General features: G+C 52.5%; 17 protein-coding genes and 2 pseudogenes. 13 read left to right on the top strand and 6 right to left on the bottom strand.

Annotated elements, in window-relative coordinates:
• The 11 genes from Q0P52_RS14770 to Q0P52_RS14720 form a co-directional block, all read left to right on the top strand.
• The coding region (locus tag Q0P52_RS14770; protein WP_293813766.1) for a type VI secretion system Vgr family protein at positions 1 to 1,079 on the top strand (1,079 nt) is incomplete at its 5' end.
• Positions 1,080 to 1,081: 2 nt separating this feature from the next.
• Positions 1,082 to 3,067 (top strand): DUF3274 domain-containing protein, encoded by a 1,986-nt coding sequence (locus Q0P52_RS14765; RefSeq protein WP_293813765.1) that lies wholly within the window; start codon positions 1,082 to 1,084, stop codon positions 3,065 to 3,067.
• The gene (locus tag Q0P52_RS14760; RefSeq protein WP_293813764.1) at positions 3,064 to 4,722 is read left to right on the top strand and encodes a DUF2875 family protein; all 1,659 of its coding nucleotides are present in this window, start codon (positions 3,064 to 3,066) and stop codon (positions 4,720 to 4,722) included. Before Q0P52_RS14765 ends, Q0P52_RS14760 begins: the two co-directional genes overlap by 4 nt.
• 4 nt (positions 4,723 to 4,726) lie before the next feature.
• A complete protein-coding gene (locus Q0P52_RS14755; protein ID WP_293813763.1) occupies positions 4,727 to 4,990 on the top strand; it encodes a PAAR domain-containing protein in 264 nt (87 codons plus the stop codon).
• Positions 4,991 to 5,339: 349 nt separating this feature from the next.
• The gene (locus Q0P52_RS14750) at positions 5,340 to 5,873 is read left to right on the top strand and encodes a hypothetical protein (protein ID WP_293813762.1); all 534 of its coding nucleotides are present in this window, start codon (positions 5,340 to 5,342) and stop codon (positions 5,871 to 5,873) included.
• Positions 5,874 to 6,138: 265 nt separating this feature from the next.
• On the top strand, positions 6,139 to 6,708 hold the full coding sequence (locus tag Q0P52_RS14745) for a hypothetical protein (RefSeq protein ID WP_293813761.1): 570 nt from the start codon (positions 6,139 to 6,141) through the stop codon (positions 6,706 to 6,708).
• A gap of 163 nt (positions 6,709 to 6,871) precedes the next feature.
• A complete protein-coding gene (locus tag Q0P52_RS14740) occupies positions 6,872 to 7,339 on the top strand; it encodes a hypothetical protein (RefSeq protein WP_293813760.1) in 468 nt (155 codons plus the stop codon).
• A gap of 224 nt (positions 7,340 to 7,563) precedes the next feature.
• Positions 7,564 to 8,118 (top strand): ankyrin repeat domain-containing protein, encoded by a 555-nt coding sequence (locus Q0P52_RS14735; protein WP_293813759.1) that lies wholly within the window; start codon positions 7,564 to 7,566, stop codon positions 8,116 to 8,118.
• A gap of 650 nt (positions 8,119 to 8,768) precedes the next feature.
• Positions 8,769 to 9,290, top strand: coding sequence for a hypothetical protein (locus tag Q0P52_RS14730; RefSeq protein ID WP_293813758.1), 522 nt, complete (start codon positions 8,769 to 8,771; stop codon positions 9,288 to 9,290).
• 52 nt (positions 9,291 to 9,342) lie between these two features.
• Entirely contained in the window at positions 9,343 to 12,624 is a 3,282-nt protein-coding gene (locus tag Q0P52_RS14725) for a DUF2339 domain-containing protein (RefSeq protein WP_293813757.1), read from the top strand.
• Complete coding sequence (locus Q0P52_RS14720; RefSeq protein WP_293813756.1) at positions 12,621 to 13,964, top strand: DUF3999 domain-containing protein; 1,344 nt, start codon at positions 12,621 to 12,623, stop codon at positions 13,962 to 13,964. The genes Q0P52_RS14725 and Q0P52_RS14720 overlap by 4 nt, the downstream gene beginning before the upstream one ends.
• A gap of 348 nt (positions 13,965 to 14,312) precedes the next feature.
• On the opposite strand, the gene Q0P52_RS14715 is transcribed toward Q0P52_RS14720, so the two are convergent.
• The 4 genes and pseudogenes from Q0P52_RS14715 to Q0P52_RS14700 form a co-directional block, all read right to left on the bottom strand.
• Positions 14,313 to 15,404, bottom strand: a complete 1,092-nt coding sequence (locus Q0P52_RS14715) for a polyamine ABC transporter substrate-binding protein (RefSeq protein ID WP_293813755.1) — start codon at positions 15,402 to 15,404, stop codon at positions 14,313 to 14,315.
• Between the two features lie 87 nt (positions 15,405 to 15,491).
• Positions 15,492 to 16,604, bottom strand: a complete 1,113-nt coding sequence (aguA, locus tag Q0P52_RS14710) for an agmatine deiminase (RefSeq protein ID WP_293813754.1) — start codon at positions 16,602 to 16,604, stop codon at positions 15,492 to 15,494.
• A gap of 88 nt (positions 16,605 to 16,692) precedes the next feature.
• The gene (locus Q0P52_RS14705) at positions 16,693 to 17,613 is read right to left on the bottom strand and encodes a LysR substrate-binding domain-containing protein (RefSeq protein ID WP_293813753.1); all 921 of its coding nucleotides are present in this window, start codon (positions 17,611 to 17,613) and stop codon (positions 16,693 to 16,695) included.
• 199 nt (positions 17,614 to 17,812) lie between these two features.
• Positions 17,813 to 18,159 (bottom strand): annotated as a pseudogene (locus Q0P52_RS14700) (transposase); the annotation flags it as partial.
• A 280-nt stretch (positions 18,160 to 18,439) separates the two neighbouring features.
• On the opposite strand from Q0P52_RS14700, the gene Q0P52_RS14695 reads away from it, so the two are divergent.
• Complete coding sequence (locus tag Q0P52_RS14695; RefSeq protein ID WP_293813752.1) at positions 18,440 to 19,216, top strand: transporter substrate-binding domain-containing protein; 777 nt, start codon at positions 18,440 to 18,442, stop codon at positions 19,214 to 19,216.
• Positions 19,217 to 19,426: 210 nt separating this feature from the next.
• On the opposite strand, the pseudogene Q0P52_RS14690 reads toward Q0P52_RS14695, so the two are convergent.
• Positions 19,427 to 19,679, bottom strand: a pseudogene (locus Q0P52_RS14690) (IS5/IS1182 family transposase); the annotation flags it as partial.
• 66 nt (positions 19,680 to 19,745) lie between these two features.
• A complete protein-coding gene (locus Q0P52_RS14685) occupies positions 19,746 to 20,153 on the bottom strand; it encodes a transcriptional repressor (protein WP_293813751.1) in 408 nt (135 codons plus the stop codon).
• A 127-nt stretch (positions 20,154 to 20,280) separates the two neighbouring features.
• On the opposite strand from Q0P52_RS14685, the gene zigA reads away from it, so the two are divergent.
• Positions 20,281 to 21,486, top strand: coding sequence for a zinc metallochaperone GTPase ZigA (gene zigA / locus Q0P52_RS14680; protein WP_293813750.1), 1,206 nt, complete (start codon positions 20,281 to 20,283; stop codon positions 21,484 to 21,486).
• Positions 21,487 to 21,492: the final 6 nt, after the last annotated feature.

Here is a 21,492-nt window from a genome sequence, read left to right as displayed (position 1 = left end):
GGCAGTACAACGAACTGCTGTTTGACGACACCCCGGGCGAAGTGCGGGCCAAGCTGTCCAGTGAAACGCACAAGACGCAACTCAATCTCGGTTTTCTCACCCACCCGCGCAGCAACGGCAAAGGCCAGCCGCGCGGCGAGGGGGCGGAATTGCGCTCTGACGCCAGCATTGCCATCCGAGCCGCTCAAGGCTTGTTGCTGACCACCTACGGCAAAGTCCAGGCCAGTGGCAATCAACTGGAGCGAAAGGAAATGATCGAGCTGCTGGATCAGTGCGCCGAGCTTTTCAAGGCATTTGGCGATTACGCCAGTAGTAGCCAGGCTCTCAAGCTGGATCCGCAGTCGCAAACCGAGCTGATTGAACACATCAAGAATTGGGAAAAGGGTAGCAATACCGACCCCAAGTCTTCGGGAGGTGGCCAAGCTGTTCTTGGCCTGACGGCCATGGCAGGGCTTTCCTACAGCTCGCCGAAAGGCATCATCGGTTATGCCGGGCTCAACTATGACCTGGCCGCCAAAAAGCATTTGCAGTTCACCAGCGGAGAGCAGTTTGTGCTCAATGCCGGCAACGGTATCAGCCAGTTCGCCCAATCGGGCGATGTTCGCCTCATCGCGCATCAGGGGCAGTTCCTGATGCAAGCCCAAGCCAATGATCTGGTGGCACAAGCAGACAAGAGTATCCGCATCATGGCCGTGAACGGTGAGGTCTTGATTCATGCGCCGACTATCCGCTGTGTGTCGCAGGCCGGGTCATTTATCAAGATCGACAGCAACATCACCCTGGGTACTTCCGGGCAGGTGCTGATCAAGGCGGCTAGTAAGTCCATGTCTGGGCCGGCAACAGACAGTGCGGACTCTCCACATTTCCGCTCCGGCCCCACCGATCAGAAATTCCAGCTGCACTATCCCGGTAGCGACGGAGGACAGCCACACCTTGCTGCTCATCGTGACTACGAAGTCACGCTTAAAGACGGCAGTAAGTTGACCGGTACTTCTGATGCCGAAGGCAAAACCAAAATCTTGAAAGACCAGGCGATGCAGGTGGCCAAGGTTGCCATTCTGCCGAAACGGAGCTCATGACCATGTCGAGCGCGGAAATCTCCAAAGATATTTTTTATGCAGGCAAGAGTTCGGCCGTGTTGATGCCGAACCGTTACAAGGATCACCCGGTTGAGGTGAAACGGAATCACGTAGGCGTGTTCATCCTGGTGCATGGCGTCAATGATGTCGGAGTGAGCTACCCGGAGATGGATGTGGGTCTCTGCGCCGGTCTGAATGAGCGTCTCGATCGGGTGGATCTGTTTCCCAACGATTTCCGTATTCCCAAGGAAAAAGAAGCGGTAGTCACTGACCCGGACGCGGTATTCTATCAACGTGTTGCCAACGACCGAACCAACAGCCCGGTGATTCACTTTCATTGGGGCTACCGGGCATCAAAATATGATATTGCAAAGGAGAAAGTACACGGGCAGGTTGTAGACAAGCATGGCAACCGTCTTGATGTGCGCAATGCCAAGATGGGCGGCATGTTCGCCAACGCTACCAGCAATATCCCAGACATGTTCGGCGGGCACTTCAAGTCGGGTTTCTTTACCTGGATAACAGATAAAGCGGTGATGGATGATGCTCATAGCCTCAAGACTTGCCCGGATCGCAAATACATGGCGCTGGCCGCAAAGCGGCTGGCTGCGCTGATTACCCAGATTCGCACCATCGACCGCAACGAAACCATCACCCTGATCGGTCACAGCCAGGGCTGCCTTATCTCGCTATGTGCTCAGGCGTTTTTGAAAGAAGATGGTGGCAAGCTCGGTTATGCGGATTGTCTGATCATGAATCACCCGCCGTATGGTTTGCATGAGTCGTTTCTGGATTACGCCTCACAAAGCGGGCACGAGCAGCAAATCACCGAAGCCCGGGTGGAGACCTTGGTCAATCTGGTTAAGCTGATCACGGATAATCCTCACCCCTTGCCCGAATTCACCACACTGTCTCCCGACCAATGCAAGGTTGGCCGAACAGGCTCCGCCTGGACGCCAGAAGCGGGTAAGCGCATACCGCGTGATACGGATGAGGGGCGGGAGGCGAATGGTTACGACAATGTCAGCGACGATACCAAAACAGAGACTTTTGCTGAGCGGGATAACAGGGGCAAGGTGTATCTGTACTTCTGCCCGCACGACCAGACTGTAGGGCTTGCCAATGTGCAAGGTATTGGCACGTTGGGTGTGCCAGCAGCCGTGGATACAACATCGGCACACAAAAATGGTGGAGGCCGCTCGGCAAAGTCGCCCATGCCGGTATTAAGTGCCCTGGGGCCAAGATTCTTGCAGCGGGTGTGGACTTGGCGTAGCCGCAATGGAACACGTACGCCCGTGGGCGCGGCACCGGGGTCTTATGCTCCCCGAGCCGAAGATGAGAAAAAGTATGACGGTACCGGCTTCTTTGCCACTTTGGCGAGGGTTGCATTAAAGCCTGGCGAGCAGGTCCAGATTACTGGCGAAGCGCTGAACCCAACGTTTACCCCGGATCTGCACCATGGGGAAGATAGCGGGGCAGCAGCCAAGATTAATACCGAGAAAGAAGCAGAAGTGCATGGGCCAGGCTACGTTGGCGTGATCAATATGGATCCAATTGATGCTACGGATGCCTTGGTAAAGGGTGGGTTGAAGGGGCGGGCGGATGCCAAGGAGGCACTTCAGCATTATCAGGATGAGGGCACCTTCGAAAACTCCTACCACTCGTCCATCGTGGCCAACCGCGAGCATCACCGCTGGGTAACGGCGATGGATGTCGCTATTGGGCAGGCTAATAGCATTGATGACCCTGAGTGGCTTGAGTTGTTGCTACGCGTTGCAGACTGGCGAACGAACTGGATGCTCCTCAAGGCGACTACTAAGAAATATAACGAAATGGACGGTAAAGTTCGCGAGCTTGTGGAAGCCACGTATCAGTACTACTCGGATGGCACATTCCCGGCAGTACTTGATCGGTACAGCCCTGCCAAGCCCCCAGCTCCAGTTGTGAGCAAAACCCGTGCCGACCGCCAGAAAGAGGAGGACGCATGATGCTTCGCTTAGATGCTCGTCCTCGTTTTTGGGTTTGGCTCATTCCCTGTCTGACTGTTATTGCTATTTGGATGGTGGTGGCAGAAACCGCCATTCGCCCTACCTCGCTGATTCTGGAGTCGACCCCAATGCTGAATCGTTTTGCCTGGTGGCTACTACCGCCGATGTTGCTCATTGCCTCCTTGTTTACCGGTCAATGGGTGCTGGCCAGCTCGCGTTTGAATGCTGCCGAGGCGCTGCAGCAACAGCAGGCAGAAGAGGAGGCCGCTCAAAAGGCGCAGGCGGCACAAGCAGTGACTGATGCCAAAGCGCATCAACAGTTTGCGCTGGAGATACGCAGTGTTGGTGTGACCGTGGACCGCTTCCGCCAGATGAAGCTGTGGCAGCGGATCGATGAGATAAACAATCCTTGGCAAAACGTGCTGATACAGGATCCTGAAGCTTATCCTTGGAGCTGGGAGGAGCGAGGCACAATTATGACTCAGCGCACTAACAAGACGTTTGAAAACGCCTTGCGCTTATGGGTAGAGCGTTGGCCAATCCCCGTGTTGGTAACTGACGGTATCGGATGGGGGAATAATCACATTTTGCAAGCCCAAAACGGCTCAGGATTGGCTATCCACATGTTTACCGGACTGGATTCTCATAAAGGGGATGGCGGAGATGTGCTGGTAGAACGGTTATTCCGTTTTTTTGACGAGAATCCAACTTTGCCTGCCGCAGTACTGCTTGGTGTGGATAGCCAGGCTTTTTATCCGAAGGCATCTAAAAATGGCAAATCCATCCCCTCCATGCCGGACAGCATGAGCGCGATACTGGTGACGCGTACCGACCGCGTTAACCAGTTTATCCGCCCTTATGTGGTTGATGTGCCGTACAACATCAACATAGATGACACCAAGTACGACGTGATCAAGTTGTCCAAGTATTTTTTTGATATGGAATATGCTTACAAAGCAGCAAATAAGGGCCAGCAGGTTATGCCCACCACTTACTGGAACGAGCAGACTAAGACACTGATCGGCCAGGTGGACCCTAATGCCGGGCAAGGCGGCATGATTCCGTTCTGGCATCAAGGCAAGGAAGGATTCAAGCCCACGCCTTGGGTGCCGGTTCGCTGGACCAAGTGGCAATTGGAAGATGAGTACGATCGCGCGCCCTTGGTGGGATATCTGCACCGCCCGATCGAAGTGAAGCTGAATGGCGATATTCATCAACAGACGCAGGCCATGGCGAATGGCTGGAAAGCAGCGCTGGCAACACTGCCAGATGGCCAGGCCCCGCAATGGCTGTTCTATGACACGGGCGGCAACGACAAGCGAGTGATCCCATTCAGTAGTGCCATGGCGTTGGCCGATACCCCGCACCGGCTGGATTTCAGCGATGCCAAGCACAGCTACAACCTCACTCGTCGTGTGGCAGATACCGGCGCCTCTTCACCATTCATACAACTGGCCCTGGCTACCATGCGTAGCTACGACAAGGGCGGGGTGAGTGCAACGGTGAATCTGCGTCAGGATGGTCGTGCCAGCATCATCATGGTATCGCCGCCTTCTGCCGTGGAGAAGGCCAAGAACAAGCCCAATGATTACAACGGTGGGCCAGCGCCGGACCTGAGCAAACCGTATGACCCGTTTGTGGAGAAGAGGCTGTAGCCGCATGCCGAATGTCATTCTGGAAGGCTCTGATACCAGCCATGGTGGCAAGGTGGTGTCGTGTAGCAGCAATGTCACCATCAATGGCAAGAAGGTTGCCAGGGTGGGGGATGTTTGCAGTTGCCCTCTGCAGGGCCATTCTCATTGCGTGATTGTGGAGGGAGATGCCAGCGACACCATCGATGGCATTCCCGTTGCGTATGAAGGCCATAAAACCAGCTGTGGTGCTGTGTTGATGAATGGTGCAGCCAATTGCAGCAAGCAGTAAGTAGCAAGGCAGATTGTTGGTGAGCGCAACAAATCTCAATGCATTGCCACAAGCTGTTCAAGACGCCATTGGTTGCTGGCAGCTGCTGCTAACCGGTGACTACCCCGAAGTACCGCTCGGTACAAGTACATAAGTTCTCAAAGTGAATTTTAGCTTATCAGATGTAGCCCGCTCATTGATTAATGTGACTTATCAGAATAGTGAAGATGGTGCCTGCCTTGTACTGGCCATATTTTGATCCAATTTTATATTAAGAAAAGTATTGATTATCAATTATTGCGAGTATTGGTGAGTGATGCTTAATTTTGGCATGATGTGAATTTAATTGACTGGATGTACCGGAGGGTTTATGAGAATTTTGGCTGGTTTTTTTGCTATAACTTTTGCGGCATCTTGCTATGCACAGGATGCCTCTTGTATGGCAACGGAAGCGACAATTGATAGGCAGGTGGGTAATACGATAGATTCCCTTGTGAGGTCGGAGTTTATTAATTACGAAACCATTGGTGATTATCGATTATTTAGCAGGGAGATTGCCGATTCTATCTCGGCAAGTGATAAGTTGAAGGAGGATTATTTTGATAGCATTAGGAAGATTTACTTCTACTCTGGTATTTATGAAATAAATAAGAATGCTGTATCGGGTGATTACAGTAGCTATGATAGTAATCGTAGAAAATGTACGATTCGTAAATTTAAGTCGGAAATAGAAAAAGATGGGGAGGCGGCTAAAAATAAGGATGCCGCAATTGATGAGTATTTGGAGAAATACAAATCAAATGCAAAGTCATTGAAAGTGGCCGAGGGTATAGTGCAATCTATACAGAATGATGTGAAGGTGAAAGTGTACAATTATCTGCATGAATTTCATTACCAAAAATAGATGATTGGTGGGGCTAGGGGGCGATGGTGACTTCGAGCATGCCCCACTGCATGTCCTTGTTCATGCCGGGGAGGAAAATTTCACGGTGGGTCTGTTTCTTCTAGGCGGACTGTTTGAGGGTGGTGAAGCCCCATTATTGAGCATTTCCAGTTATCGGAGCGGTGGGATTGAGGAATTTTAATGGGAGGGCCGGAACTTATTCTGGCCTTCCCATGTTAATTATTTTGATGGGGATTTAATTCCTGCAAGTGCGAGGCCGGCCTAAGTGAAATTCTTGATAGCAATGTTTTTCATTATCGTCCTGGCAAAAGCTGCCGCTGCAGTTGAGTTAACATTGGGCGGTAATTTATCAATAAGAAATATAAAAGTAGTCAACAAGCAGGTCGTCCGCCTGGTTAATAGAAAATTTGATCGTCAATTAGTCATAAGAAACACTGGGCGCAGTGAAAACATATTGGGTTACATAAGTAAAGAATATTACACAGATGATTATTTGCAGGAAATTATTAATCAAAAAAATGAAGTGGTCGCTATTAATATTGCAACGTATGGAATAATAAGGCAGCCCAGTGGCGAGCAAGGCTATCATGAAGTTGCTAGCTGTGTTTTTATAAATATGGCAACAGGATGCATAATTAGTAGGGAGAGCGCCGTGGCTTGCTCAGGTAAATGGATTGGCAGCGAGGAGTGGGAAACTGATCAAGGTGAAAAAATAGATATGGCGGCGCTGAAAAAATCGATCTTAAAAAAGGCTACTGCAGATGCCGTTCTGATAAGAAACGAGAACTATAGCCGATGTAAAAAATCACAATTTAATCTTAAGAATATCAAATAAATTCCAACTCTGTGTGTTTTCATTTCATAGTCTTGGGTATCTTCGAAATGGTCCGTGTGGAATAAGTCCGCTTGAGGGGTGCTTTAGTCCAATCGATTTGTACAGCAAAACCTTGTGAAATAAAACATGAAACAGCAAAGAAAATAACCTGCGGGGGGGTAAAATGTATTTCGCTTCTTTTCTTGCATTTCAGATGGCAATCATTTCTATCATCAGTTATTTTTTAAATAAAAATTATCACAAATCACTTAGTGGTAATAAGAGCAGTTTTCTTTGGGAGGGTATGCTGGGTCGGTTTGTGTCCATGTTTTTTGCCTTTGTAGCCATAATCATATTGTTAATATCGCTATCAGGCCTGCGCTACTGTGCTGCGATTACTGACAATGCATGCAAAAGGCAGATATTTGCCAGTGCTGATATATTTGTTGCCTTTAAGGCATTCACCCTCTCAATGGCGATTGCATGGTTTTTTTCTGATAGATTTGCATTGTATGCACTGGCTACAAAATACAAGAAAAAATATAGCGAAGTCGTGCGGGATAGTAGCCTAAATAAGCTATCAAAAAAGTACACGTTATATTTTTTAATTTTAAATTTAATGCATTTTTTCTGTTATGTTATTTTTCACTAGTGCTATGCGCTTTCGTCTTGATTTTGGCTTGTATACGTTCTGCTAAATCAATGAAGCAGCCGCTGTTAGCGAAAGAGAAGCCAAAATTATGAAGGAAAGTATATTTATATACCCCTCGATCCGCCTCAGAGTACGCCAAGCTTCATGATACGTCATGGACCTACTTCCCCCCACTGCGTAGCCGGCCCTAGGATGTGTGGGTAAAGACTTTTCGGAGTTTCTAAATGAAAATCAATCATCTTGTCGGAATTTGTGCCTTGCTACTACTGTCTCAGCAGACGCTGGCAGCCTGCAGCAAGCACGACTGGCAGCAATTAATAAAACATGCTGATACTCCAACTGTAAATAATTATATCAGGAACCAGAACTGTAATATTGACCAATCTCTGGACGACGTTTCGAAGACGCCACTAATCTACGCAATTGAAGCGCGAAACCGAGCTGCGGTGCAGGCATTACTGCAGGCAGGTGCCAATCCAAACATCGATGGTTACGATGGCAATACGCCATTATTTTATGCCATAGCCACCAAGGATATGGACATTGTGCAGGTTTTGATTGCGAAGGGGGCAGACGTAAATGCCGCTACACGCATGAGTGAGATCACCGTATTGATGGTGGCAGTACTTGACTCCTCCCCTGGCATCGTTGCCTATCTAGTGGCCCATGGAGCCTCCGTGGATGATGTTGACAAATATAACCACAAAGCAATGGATTATGTTCTAAAACTGCCGCCGAACAGACGAGTAGAAATGCGAGCAGCACTGAATAGGCATTAGAAAATTACATCTAGATCAACAAAGTTTAGATTTATGGAATGGATACTCACTTACAGCACTAACCGCTTTTGTATATGTAAATATTTTACAGATTTCACTTCATAAAGGCTTTTGTTGTACAGCCAGATTTTGTGCTACTAGGTGGTAATGGTTGAAAATTGATAATAAAAAATGGAATCATTGAGATTGTTGCTAAACTTATAAAGACCAATAGCAGCGAAATAAACCACGAACTTGATGGCCTATCCAAGACTCCGCTAGTATATGCGGTTGAATAAAAAAACATTGACGTGATCACTTAAATAGTAAATGCAGGGGTGGTGTTGACTAAGATAGATACGATGAAAAAATACCACTCTACTATGCGATCAGTAGGGAGCAAATAAAGAGTGTGAAATACCTCATTTCGAATGGGTTGGCGCAAATTTCAACATTCGCACGTCAGCTCAATAAAAAAGAAAAGCAGGGTGCTCGATATGAGAAATTTTTTCATGTTTTGGGTGGTGGTTGTTATCTCTATAGTGCCTATGCGGGTTTTTGCCATAGATTGTATTAAGGTAAGGTCACTTCAGGAGAAAATAATTTGCAGCAATTCAGGTCTTCTTAAGCTGGACTAGGATTTAAATAAATTTTATGCAGCTAAGATTGTATTGACTGATAGTTTAGATGCTGAAAAATTAAGTCAGAAGGTATGGCTTTCTGATGTTCGAAGCACTTGTAAAACTGTTGAGTTTTTGGATGGTAAGTACAAGAGCAGGATTCAGGATTTGGCCTTGCAAATAATTAAAATGGCAGAGACGTGTGAAGTAAAAGAAGCTCAGCTGATGGGGGAGTGGTCTGGTGAACGTTATGCAAGGTTCGATGAATTTGAATTTGCTAAGGATAATGTATTTAATAGTTGGTTAGGTGGGCATCCAGAGTATGTCAATGGTGGCTGGAGTCTGAAAAAATCGTCTTGTACACTTGCGATTAAAGTGGTTCAGGGTGAAAGAGTAATTGTGAGTGACTACTTTGCTGTGCATAAAGGGGCTGGACGTTTGGTCATGATTAGCACTGATGGGAAGTCTGTAAGTGTTTATGAAAAATTAAACAATAAGTCTGAGTGGTTTGCGGTAGGTGCGGTCGTGTTGGCTTGTGCATTTGTTTTGAGGTTTTGTATCGTTTTAATTTGACGCTTTTGCTGAATTTTGCCGATGGCTTTGGTATTGATATAAGGAAATGTCGATGAGATGGGGGCTGGCGGTAGCTGGGTATTTATTAGGTGTTGTGCTGGCGTTTTTCAATGATTGGTCAATCAATTTATCTGGCGTTGTGACTGCGGGCTTGGGGTACTGGTTGGGTAGCACCGTTTTGAAAAACGGTCAGAATACGCCAAAGCGCTACCCTCTTACCGCCGAGACTGCAGAGGCCAAGACGCTGGCCGAGAGGGTTAGCTATCTTGAAGCTAGAGTGGATACGCTCAGCATTGAGTTGGAGAGACTCATGCGGCAAACGCCAGATTACCTGGCAAGCCCGGATCCGGAGCACACGGCTGACGCTGTGAAATATGAGCCCTTTCAGCCAGTTGAAACAAGCATTCAGCATGCCGTATTCCATGAAGCCCCGATAGAGGTCGAATCGAAACCTTTGCCTGACTTTGCGTATGCTGGAGCAGAATCAGTTGTCGCAGTAGCAAGCACAGAGCCGTCAAGCCAGCCTTCCCCAGTGGTTGAGGTTCCCGGGTTTATTGAACGTGCTTTCAAGGCGGGGCGCGATTGGTTGCTGGGTGGCAATACTGTGGTGCGTATTGGCATTATCGTGCTCTTTTTCGGCGTAGCTTTCCTGCTCAAGTATGCTGCGGACAACAGCTTGCTACCCATTGAGTTCCGTTTGGCGGGCACGGCTGTTGGTGCAATGGCCTTGCTGGCCATCGGTTGGCGTTTGCGTGCCCACCGCGCTGCATATGGTCTGGTGCTACAGGGTGGTGGAGTAGGGGTCTTGTACCTCACTGTGTTCTCAGCCGTAAAACTGTACGCATTGATTCCCGCCAGCGCGGCCTTGCCTTTGCTGGTGGTGATATGCGCGTTGAGTGCTTTCCTTGCGATTCGGCAGGATGCCGCGCCGCTAGCTTTCATGGGCAGCGCCGGTGGTTTTCTTGCGCCTGTGCTGGTGGCCAGCGGCGGGGGGAGCCATGTTGCGCTTTTCAGTTATTACGCATTGCTCAATGCCGGCATCCTTTCCATTGCCTGGTTCAAAGCCTGGCGATCGCTCAATTTGTTGGGCTTTGTTTTTACCTTTGTGATTGGCGCAGCGTGGGGGGCGACGGCTTATCGGCCCGAGTTGTTTGCCAGCACTGAACCGTTCCTTGTGCTGTTTTTCCTCATGTATGTCGGTATTGCGCTCCTGTATGCCATACGGCGCGAGTTGGCGCTCAAGCACTATGTAGACGGCTCATTGGTGTTTGGTACACCGATTGTGGCGACGCTGTTGCAAGGCGCGCTGGTGAAGTCCATGCCGTTTGGCTTGGCTTGGAGCGCGGTAGGCTTGTCTGCCTTTTATTTGTTGGTGACGGCTGGTCTGGCGCGACAGCGGCAACGCTTGGGCTTGCTGTTTGATTCGACTTTGGCGCTGGGCGTAATTTTTGCCACGTTGGCGGTGCCGTTTGCCTTTTCTGGACAGACAACCAGTGCGGCCTGGGCGTTGGAGGGAGCGGCTATTCTGTGGCTATCTGTACGTCAGCGCCGGCTATTGCCTCTGCTGTTTGGGCTGTTGATGCAATTGGCGGCAGCATTGGCGTTCTTGGTGTCTTTGACCGAGCCTGGCAGCGAAGCTGCATTACCTGTGCTGAATAGTGCCTGCCTGGCAATGCTGATGATTGCGTTGGCAGGTTTGTTTGTTGGCTGGTGGTTGCAGGTGCGCAGCGATGCGCGTGAGTGGCTGACCTGGTTGCCGGGATTTGGCACTGTGGCGGCTATTTGGGGGCTGTGCTGGTGGAGTGCTGCTGGTATCCGCGAAGTCGTCATTCATGCAGCAGGACTGGCGCCTGCTCAGACAGCCTCGTTCATACTGCCGGCGCTGGTGCTTTTCGCCGTATTGACCGCGTGGTTGGCCCATGCTGCGCGATGTGGGCTTGGTTGGTTACTGCCGGAGAAGGTGGCGCGAGCGCTACCGCCAGTTATAGCCTGGCTGACGCTTGGTTTATTTGTGGTGCATCGCGCGCCGCTGACTGGCTTGGGTATGGTGGCGTGGCCGCTGGCTTTGGCGTCGATCTATGGCATTTTGTGGCGCTTGCCGTCCGGTAGAAGCCTTGACGACAAATTTACTTCACAGCCGCGATACGCTGTTCTTCATGTGCTGAGCTTCTGGACGCTCTGTGGCTTGCTGGCTTTTGAAGGATATTGGCGCCTGCGGGAATATGTGCCGGAAGGGGCTTGGAGCTGGAGCGCCTGGGCATATGGCCTTGGCTTTTGCCTGCTGACCGTATCCACCTTGGGCTCGCGGTTGCGTTGGCCGGTACAGGCTTATGCTCGGTCGTACCAGCTATGGGGTGCTGTGCCACTAGCGTTGCTGCTGTGGGGCTGGAGTATCGCCAGCACTGGGAGTGATGGTGACGCAACACCCTTGTTCTGGCTTCCTCTGCTCAATCCTATGGATGTCGCCCAGATGTTGGCTTTCATTGCAGTGGCTGCGTGGGGTCGCCGACTACGTCAACTTGGCATCGCTCAGCAGCCGGTTGCCGTGGATTATCTTGGGCTTGCCACGATTTTCCTGTGGTTCAACGCCTTGTTGCTTCGCACTTTGCATCACAGGTTTGGCACTCCTTACGAGCCAGAAACGGTCCTGAGTACTTTTCGTTGGCAACAGGTGTTCATGCTTGGCTGGGGTGGGTTTGCCTTTGCGGCCATGTGGGTAGTGCGCGCCGAACGGCTGAGGAACACTTGCGTGGCGGCTTCCATGCCGTTGATGTTGGTGCTGTGGTTATGGTCGCTTTATGCGAACGTTACTCAACCCGGCGGCGACTGGATGCGCGTGCCCTTGCTAAATCCGCTGGACGCGGTCCTGCTGGCGATCTACATCCTTATTGCTTTCTGGTTCTCTCGTTTGGGCCACTTGGGCAAGCAGCTTGATCAATACCGCATGCAGCTGCTGGCGGCTGCAGGAGCCACTGCTTTCCTCTGGCTCAACGCCATGATGCTGAGAACGCTGCATCACTGGACGGGGATACCCTATACGCTGGAAGACATGTCCCACTCAATGCTTGTTCAGGCTGCATTGACGGTGTTCTGGACTTTGTGTGCGTTGGCCACGCAAATATTTGCTACTCGACGAGGTGCGCGTTTGTTGTGGTTCGTAGGGGGGGGCTTGCTTGCGATTACTGTACTCAAACTGTTTTTGTTCGACCTGTCACATGTACAGGGCGTAGAGCGGATTGTCTCCTTCATTGGCGTCGGCGTTCTACTTTTGTTGGTGGGTTATTTCTCACCATTGCCTCCAAAGACTGCCGAGCATGTTGAGAGAGGCGAATGATGCGTAAGTTAATTGCAGCCTGCCTAGGCATCGTGATGGGCGTGGCTTGTGCGGGAGATGTGCCACTGATTTCATTTTCCCAGCGATATGCGCTGGATTTGAACAGTCGCGGTGCGTATTTTCGGCTGACTTTGCCCCATCAGGTCTATGCCGCAAGCAAACGGAGCGATCTGGGTGACTTGCGCGTATTTAATGGGGCGGGTGAGTTGGTACCGTTCTCATTGGAGCAGCCCAAGCCAGTACCTGTTCGGCAAACTTTGCTCAAGCCAGCTGCTTGGTTCCTTGTTCCGTCTGAGGGGGCGGCTAGCGACAAGACGCGCCTGGGCGTTTCGGTTGGTGCGGATGGCACCTTGCGGGCCGAGGTGGCTGCGACCCCCGGTACGAAGCGTGATAGTGATGCTGTTTTAGTTGATCTGGGTAAGGGCGGCGCGGCGGTGGCCTTGTGGATCCGCTTGCGAGACGAGCGGTATCAAGGTCGTATTCATGTTGAGGCCGGTGATGATTTGAATGAATGGCAAGCGGTTGCCGATGCCACTTTGCTTAAGGTGTCTGCGGGCGGCAAGCAGCTAACTCAGGAGCGGGTTGCACTTGATGGCGTGAAGCAGCGCTATCTTAGATTGAGTTGGCCGGACGGTATGCCTGGGATCGCGGCTGTTGAGGTAGAGAGTAGTACTCAAGAGTCTGCATCAGATGCGGCTATCAAGGCCTTGCTTTGGCAAGAGGCGGCACAGGTCAGGGCTGGCGCTTCTTCTGGCGAGTATTTATTTGAAAGCGATGGCGCATACCCGGTAGAGAGTCTTCGAATCAGCTTGCCGCAGAGCAATACTATTGCGAGCGTGACAATTCAGAGCCGCGGCGATGCCAAGTCGCCATGGCATGATGTGGCGAGTGGAACCGTGTTTCGGCTGCAAGGCAATAATGGGGAACGGGTGTCTTCATCTTTGAGGTTTGACACCGTGTCCCAGCGCTACTGGCGGATGCTGGTAGATATGAGCAATGGCGGGATTGGCGGAGGGATGCCACAGTTGTCGCTGGGTTGGCGGCCAGCGGTGCTGACCTTTGTCGCGCGAGGGTCTCCGCCTTTTACGCTGGGAGTTGGTAATGCAGCTCTGACGTCTACCGCCTTGAGCAAGGATGCCTTGCTAGTGGGCGAGCATCCGGAGATTCGCGATGCCAGCTTGGGTGCCTTGTTGTCTACGGGGGCGGATAAGCAAACAGATGTTCCCTCCGATGCGACTCGCCGCACCGTGCTGTGGGCGTCCTTGATCGCAGCAGTCGCAGCACTGGGGATGATGGCATGGCGACTTGTCCGGAGCGGTGCTCCTGATGGCAAAAGATAGGCGGGTGGATTGTCTACAGGAGCCGGGGCTGGCCAGGCTGACCTAAACAGCCCAGCAGGCCAAATCTACTGGGCTGTTTTTTCATCTTAACGGGTACATTATGGCAACCGTCACCCTCTGCCTAGATATCGGCAAGAACAGCTTTCACCTGATCGGACATGACTAGCCCGCTGGTCAGTTACGCCTGAGCGCGGAGGACATCCTCGCCATCGATGGGCTGGAATTCGGTGGCTGGCTGGTGAGCCCGGCTGGGCCGGCCCCAGAGTGGGATGGTTGACAGGCCGTCGTTTGCCGAGGTCTGCCACCGGCTCATCGCAGAGGTCGTAGTTATCATGAGCGCCGGCCAGTCTAACGTCCGGTTTTCAATTCACTCCATAGTCGGTGCTCAAGCCGCAGAATGTCGGAGGGCAAGGGCTTGAGCAGGAACAGCGTTTTTATCACCGAGTCCGGTGGGTAGATGGCCGGGTTGTTGGCCAGCTCTGGTTTGACAAACTGCCTAGCCGCCAGATTGGCCGTAGGGTAGTACACCTTGTTGGTGATTTCCGAATTAATCTGCGGCCGCAGAATGAAGTTGATCCAGGCCATGGCAGCAGCCGGATTGGGGGCATCCTTGGGCACCACCATCATGTCGAAGCCGGCCGGGGCCCCGCTGGCCGGGATGATGTAGTCTATGCGGTAGGGTCGGCGCGCCTCCATGGCCCGGTGCCGAGCGATGTTGACGTCGCCGGAATAGCCCATGGCCACGCACACATCACCGTTGGCCAGATCATTGATATAACCGGATGAATTGAACTGGGTGATATAGGGACGGATTTTCTTCAAGACCCGAAAAGCTTCTTGGTAATCCGCTGGACTGGTGCTGTTTGGGTCTTTATGCAGATAGTGCAGAACCGCGGGGAGTACATCGGTCGGTTCGTCTAGTATCGATACCCCGCAGCTTTTCAACTTGGATAGGCTGGCCGGATTGAATAGCAGATCCCAGCTGTCTATGCGAGACTCGGTGCCTAGCGCGCTTCGCGTTCGCTCGACGTTGACACCCAGGCCGATGGTGATCCAAGCCCAGGGCACGCTGTATTTCTGTCCGGGATCGGCGTCCGCCACTAGGCGCATGATGTTTTTGTCCAGATTCACCAGGTTGGGCAGCTTTGCCTTGTCCAGCGGCTGATAAATGCCGGCCTGAATCTGTCTGGCCATGAAGTTGGCCGAAGGCACCACGATGTCGTATCCCGTCCTGCCTGCCAGCAACTTGGCCTGCAGGGTATCGTTGCTATCGTAAACGTCATACTTCACGGTAATGCCGGTCTCTTGCTGAAACCGGGCTACCGTCTTGTCGCCGATGTAATCTGACCAGTTGTAAATATTAAGCGACTGGCCGGAGGTATAAGGCGCGGCCAAGCTCAGCAGGCCCGCCAGCCAGCCGGCGCGGATAGTTGCATTCATGTCGACTCTCCCAAAGGCAAAGCAGGTTCCGCGCCCCCTGGCGCAAGAGCGGGCAGCGGCTTGTATTACGGTTAATGACCTGGCGGTTCAGGGCTGCCGTCTAGATCCGGCGTACTGCGGGGAGGTGATGCAAGCGATATTGCCGCCGCCCAACAGGATTTCACGGGTGTTGGGGATGCCGATGATTTGATGCTGTGGGAACAGGTCGGCCAGCAATTGCTGGGCGGGGAGGTCGTTGGGATCGCCGAACTCGGGCACCACCACCACGTTATTACCTACGTAGTAGTTGATATAGGACGCACAGATACGCGTGCCAGCCACCCGCGATAGGGCGGCATCCCCATGATCCAGCCCGGCGGCCTCCGCTTCGGTCCAGATCAGGGCGGCAGGGGCCTGCATCTTGTGGATCTTCAGACGGCGCCCCCGGGCATCAGTGGTACTGGATAGAATGTCGTAGGCTTCCTGGTAAATTTCATGCTGGGGATCCTCCGGGTCATCCGTCCACTGCAGTACCACCTCGCCAGGTCGGACAAAACAAGCCAGATCATCGATATGCCCGTCGGTTTCATCAAATTTACATCCGCGTGGCAGCCAGATGACCTTGCTGGCCCCAAGGTAGTCGAGTAGGTGCTGCGTAACCGCTTCCTTGCCCAGATGAGCATTGCGATTTGTGTTGAGCAGGCACTGTTCGGTGGTGATGACAGTCCCCTCGCCATCGCACTGGATCCCGCCCATTTCTGCAATGATGGGGGCACAGTAACGATCAGTATTTTCCACCTCCAGAATCTTGTGCGCGATCTGCTCATCCCGGTCCCAAGGAAAGTAAATGCCGCTATCCAGACCTCCATAGGCATTGAACTGGAAATCCACCCCTCGCACTTCTCCCTGCTCGTTCAGCAGCCAAGCCGGGCCAGTATCGCGGAACCAGGCATCATTGACAGTCATTTCCAACACCCGTACCTGCGACGGCAACATGGCGCGCGCATTCGCGTACTGCCCGGCGGAGGCGCAGACGGTCACCGGCTCGCTGCGCGCAATGGCGCTGGCGATGGCCACCCACACTTTCTGGGCCGGCTTGCCGCCATTGCGCCAGACATCGGTGCGCTCGGGCCAGCCAAGCCAGCAGCCCGCCTTAGTTTCAAATTCGCCGGGGCAGCGAAAACCGTCTTGCAAGGGAATAGAAGTGATAGTGCGTGCCATGCGTATGCTCCAGGTGAGGACAGCGTTGCCGACAGGGTTCGGCTTGCATGGCTACAGGCTATGGTGAATTTTTCTACTCGACTATTGATCAATTCTCCACTTTGGATGAATTCATTTCACACATAAAACCAGCGGAGCGGCAAAAGGCCACGAAGGCTGCCAGGCGGGGATCTTCGCGCTTGCGGCGTTCGGCTAGCAAATAGTAGTTGCCAGGAGAAGGCACCGCCCCCGGGAAAGGTCTGATTAGGCGCCCGCTTTTTAATTCTTCGCCAGCAGTCAGCGCATCGGCTAGGCAGATCCCGTGCTTCTGCAATGCAGCCTCGAGCGCCAGCCCTGAGTGGGCAAAATGTATATGCCGTTGCGGCATCGGCAAATCTGCGGCAAACGTGCCCAGCCAGGTTGCCCACGTCTTGCCGTCTGCATCATCGTGCAACAGGCAGCAGTGGGCGAGGTCGGACGGGCTGCGCAAGCCCTGCTCGCCTTCCAGTAAAGAGGGATGACACACCGGGAAAAACTCAATGGCCTGAAAGGGCTGCGCCCAGTAACGTGCCCAGTCGGCATGGCCTATGGCATACAGGATGGTGATGTCGGCGGCAAGGTTGACTACATCCGAATCGCTATCATGCACCAGCAGATGCAAGTGCAAGCCCGGATGGCGCTGAGCAAATTCGGCCGTCACTCGGGTAAAAAGACGGTGAGCCAACTCCGCAGGCACCGAGATTCTGAGCGTACCGTTCATGCCGGGCCTAGCGGCATTGCCGCAAGCCTCGGCAATCATGTCTAGAGCGTGCTGAACCTCCTGCAGTAGACGCAAACCGGCATCCGTCAGGTATTGCTGTCGTCCCCGCCTCTCGAACAGCGCGCACGCCAGCACCTGCTCAAGCGAGCGCACCTGATGGCTGATCGCACTGTTGGTGACACACAGTTCGGCAGCTGCTTTGCCGAAATGACCATGACGGGCAGCGGCCTCGAAAGCCCGGAGCGCCCCAAGCGGTGGAAGTTTTCTCATGCGGACAGCCTACCTCAAGGCTGCCGGTACCCGCTGGAAATTCCGCTCCGGCACCGCGGAAATAGGCAGTGCCAGTAATCACCGGCAGAAACTGACACGCCGCGAGCGTATACCACGCTGCGAACTTGCCCACTAGCAGGCTGTTGAAAAGACCATCAGCCGGGTGCATTCCTACATCTGCTTGCGTATGACGCAGTCAGTCACGATTCTTGCTGAATACGGAGTGGTTCCAGACGGAGTCTTCATTGGCTAGGCTGATGAACCAGCGGAACGGCAGGTTGTAGGAAATCTGCTCGACCAGCTGCCGCTCGCCGCGGATGCTGTACGCACTTGGAGCAGCATGGCCGGCATCAGTTTCTCAGGCGTGATACTTGGTCGTCCGCCTTTGACATCGGCCTCGTACATAGCCGAGAAGCGGGCATTCATGTTGGTGAGGGCTTCGTTGAACCAGGCGCGGATGGGACGCAGAGGCTGGTTGGCCGGAACGAATTCCTCAAGCCGAATGGTGGTGAACAACGCTTCGTTATAACCGTCCGCTCCACGCATGGAGCAACCTTCCGTCATGAGTGTTTGTCTGCATCGATCGCTGATTGGTGCACGAGATGCCAGTATTTCAACAGCCTGCTAGCTAGACCTGCGGGCTCTTTGATATGGAACTGATTCTCAAACTCAAATGCAGCATCCAATTTCGACAGATCACAGCACTCACATCGGCTTCAAGTGTAAATTAAACCTGTTTTAAAGTTAAATTCAAAAGATACTTCCACAGAAAACACTATACTATCCAAAGACAAGCAACCTGCATCAATCCTGACTAGCGAGGTCAATGTTGATTAAAACCATAACATCATTACTTCTCATTGCAATAAGCAGTATTGCTTTTTCGGCTGCGAGTATATCTTTTGCTACAGGGGAATTCCCGCCTTATGTATCCCGAGATATTTCAGATGGCGGCACTGTAAATAGAATAGTTCAAGCAGCCTGTATTGAGGCAGGAATAAAAGCTAGCATTGCCTACTACCCATGGTTGCGAGCTGAGTCAAGGGTGCGATCAGGTCAAGACTTCGCAGCGTACCCTTATGCATGGGATCATGAAAGAGCGAGTGAATTTCTTTACTCTGACTCATTAATGCAAACCAAATCACGCTTTTTTTATCTGAAATCAAAATTCAAGTCGAAGCCAAATTTTAAAACCTTCCCTGAACTGAGAGAGTTCACCATTGGAGGTACCCTTGGATATTGGTACGTTACAAAGCTATCCGAAGAGTCACTTAAAACTGACCTCTCCCCCAACGAGCAGGATGCCTTCAAGAAGCTTGCTAATGGGCGTGTGGATTTTGTCCCCGCTGATGAGATAAATGGATGGCACATCATCCATCAACTCTTTCCAGGTCGAGAAAAACAATTTGCCATGCTTGATGCCCCCATTCGGATAGGAACCCTGCATTTGATTGTCTCTTGGAAGTATCCAGACTCCCTTAATTTGCTTTCTAAATTTAATCAAGGCTTGGCCGCAATTAAAGCAAATGGAACATACCAAGCAATTGTTGGCAGCAAGCAATTAGACAATGATTCGAGAGTGGATGTCTTCATAAAGCAGTGAATAATGCAGACGCCCCCTATTGGCAACAATGCCAATAGGCAGTTCACCAACCCGCCCCAACGGCGGGTTTTTTACGCCTATTACGAGGCCGACATCCCCCCTGTATTGAGTAGCTGGACTGACCCGGCTCCTGTAGGCCTTCCTGCCTTGCATGGGATCTTCGATGTCGAGACCGACGAACCAACGGAACGGCGGGTTGTAGGAAATCTACTCGGCCAGCTGCCGCTCGCCACGGATGCTGTACGCACTTGGAGCAGCATGGCACGCATCAGTTTTTCAGGCGCATACTTGGCCGTCCGCCTTTGACATCGGCCTCGTACATAGCCGAGAAGCGGGCATTCATGTTGGTGAGGGCTTCGTTGAACCAGGCGCGGATGGGACGCAGAGGCTGGTTGGCCGGAACGAATTCCTCAAGCCGAATGGTGGTGAACAACGCTTCGTTATAACCGTCCGCTCCACGCATGGTGCAACCTTCCGTCATGAGTGTTTGTCTGCATCGTCGCTGATCGGTGCGGGAGACGACAGTATTTCAACAGCCTGCTAGTGGCCTGCTGTGATCTGCCTTAGTAACAACGCAATCGCGGCACTGCCCGTACAAGATGATCTCGTGTTCTTCGACCGTGAATCCTGTTGGCGCTAGGTGTTCCAGATTGCCCGGGCAGGCCTTGAAATCAAATACCCGCCCACACCGGCGACACTGAAAGTGATGATGGTGCCCATAGCTGGCCAGCTCATAGCGCGGGTTCTGGCCTGGCAGCACCACCGGCTTGATGGTGCCCTCGTCTTGCAAGGCCTTGAGGTTTCGGTACACGGTGGCAATGGACAACTGCGGTACAGCCTCTGAGGCCAGCGCCAGAATTTCCTGCGCCAGTAATGGGCGCTCGGCGGTAGTCATCACATCAAAAATGGCCTGATGTTGTCGGGTTCTTCGTTCCATATATGTTCAGCACTCTCGCCCGTCGGGCATCGTTGGCGGTATCGCCTGTGGGATTGTGCCGGCTTCTTATTGCGAATACAATCTCAAAAAGCTAATGCGAATACAATAGCAATATGGGTGAAACTACATGTATGCCACTACTAATACTAACCGCTTGCCGGTCACCGTACTGTCCGGGTTTCTTGGTGCAGGCAAGACCACGCTGCTCAATCACATCCTCAATAACCGAGATGGGAGACGGGTCGCGGTCATCGTCAACGATATGTCCGAGGTGAATATCGACGCCAGCCTTATACGAGACGGCGGTGCACAGCTGTCGCGGACCGAGGAGAAACTCGTCGAAATGAGCAATGGTTGCATCTGCTGTACCTTACGGGAAGACCTGCTGATTGAGGTCGAACGCTTGGCCAAAGAGGAGCGGTTCGACTATCTGGTGATTGAGTCGACAGGCATTTCCGAGCCGCTGCCGGTAGCTGAAACCTTCACCTTCGCGGGTGAAGATGGCCGCAGCCTCAACCATGCCGCCCAGCTTGACACCATGGTCACCGTGGTTGATGCCTTCAATTTTCTGCGCGACTACAGCTCGAAAGACAGCCTGAAAGAGCGTGGCGAGTCACTGGGCGAGGCAGACGAGCGTACGGTTGTAGATTTGCTCATTGAACAGGTCGAGTTTTGCGATGTCATCGTGCTCAACAAGCTGGACCTAGTCACCGCAACCGAGCGTGACTGCCTGATGGGCATCTTGCACAGCCTCAATCCGCGGGCACGCATCGAGATTGCCACTTTCGGGCACGTTCCTCTAGATCGGGTGCTGGGAACAGGCCTGTTCGACTTTGAACAGGCATCCCAGTCCCCGGGCTGGCTGCAGGAAATGCGCGGTGAACATGTACCGGAAACTGAAGCGTTCGGAATCGGCAGCTTTGTTTACCGGGCCCGCCGTCCTTTCCATCCGGACCGGTTCAAGCAGTGGAGCGATAACGAGTGGCCGGGAGTGATTCGCTCGAAAGGCTATCTCTGGCTGGCTAGCCATTCGGCGCTGGCTATCGCCTGGTCACAGGCGGGTCCGGTTGCAAGATTCGAGCCTGCTGGCTATTGGTGGGTGTCGGTGCCGAAAGAAAAATGGCCTGACGATGCAGAAACCATTGCACGGATTTACGAGGAATGGGATGAGCAGGTCGGCGATGCCCGCCAGGAACTGGTACTGATCGGCATGGGTATGGACGAGGCAGAGTTACGCAGCCGCTTTGATGCCTGTTTGCTAACCGACGAGGAAATGGCCCAAGGCCCTGCGGACTGGACAACATGGTGCAACCCGTTTCCTGACTTGCACTGATTTGAC

This window comes from uncultured Aquitalea sp., from assembly GCF_945957525.1.
Classification (GTDB): Bacteria; Pseudomonadota; Gammaproteobacteria; order Burkholderiales; family Chromobacteriaceae; genus Aquitalea.
This window is presented reverse-complemented; position numbering and strand designations above follow the sequence as displayed.

Bases quoted from the DNA above. Each gene is read 5' to 3' on its own strand.
- Q0P52_RS14705 (WP_293813753.1), bottom strand. From the start codon at position 17,613: ATGAGAAAACTTCCACCGCTTGGGGCGCTCCGGGCTTTCGAGGCCGCT.
- Q0P52_RS14685 (WP_293813751.1), bottom strand. From the start codon at position 20,153: ATGGAACGAAGAACCCGACAACATCAGGCCATTTTTGATGTGATGACT.
- Q0P52_RS14760 (WP_293813764.1), top strand. From the start codon at position 3,064: ATGATGCTTCGCTTAGATGCTCGTCCTCGTTTTTGGGTTTGGCTCATT.
- zigA (WP_293813750.1), top strand. From the start codon at position 20,281: ATGTATGCCACTACTAATACTAACCGCTTGCCGGTCACCGTACTGTCC.
- Q0P52_RS14765 (WP_293813765.1), top strand. From the start codon at position 1,082: ATGTCGAGCGCGGAAATCTCCAAAGATATTTTTTATGCAGGCAAGAGT.
- Q0P52_RS14750 (WP_293813762.1), top strand. From the start codon at position 5,340: ATGAGAATTTTGGCTGGTTTTTTTGCTATAACTTTTGCGGCATCTTGC.
- aguA (WP_293813754.1), bottom strand. From the start codon at position 16,604: ATGGCACGCACTATCACTTCTATTCCCTTGCAAGACGGTTTTCGCTGC.
- Q0P52_RS14695 (WP_293813752.1), top strand. From the start codon at position 18,440: ATGTTGATTAAAACCATAACATCATTACTTCTCATTGCAATAAGCAGT.
- Q0P52_RS14715 (WP_293813755.1), bottom strand. From the start codon at position 15,404: ATGAATGCAACTATCCGCGCCGGCTGGCTGGCGGGCCTGCTGAGCTTG.
- Q0P52_RS14720 (WP_293813756.1), top strand. From the start codon at position 12,621: ATGATGCGTAAGTTAATTGCAGCCTGCCTAGGCATCGTGATGGGCGTG.
- Q0P52_RS14755 (WP_293813763.1), top strand. From the start codon at position 4,727: ATGCCGAATGTCATTCTGGAAGGCTCTGATACCAGCCATGGTGGCAAG.
- Q0P52_RS14735 (WP_293813759.1), top strand. From the start codon at position 7,564: ATGAAAATCAATCATCTTGTCGGAATTTGTGCCTTGCTACTACTGTCT.
- Q0P52_RS14725 (WP_293813757.1), top strand. From the start codon at position 9,343: ATGAGATGGGGGCTGGCGGTAGCTGGGTATTTATTAGGTGTTGTGCTG.
- Q0P52_RS14740 (WP_293813760.1), top strand. From the start codon at position 6,872: ATGTATTTCGCTTCTTTTCTTGCATTTCAGATGGCAATCATTTCTATC.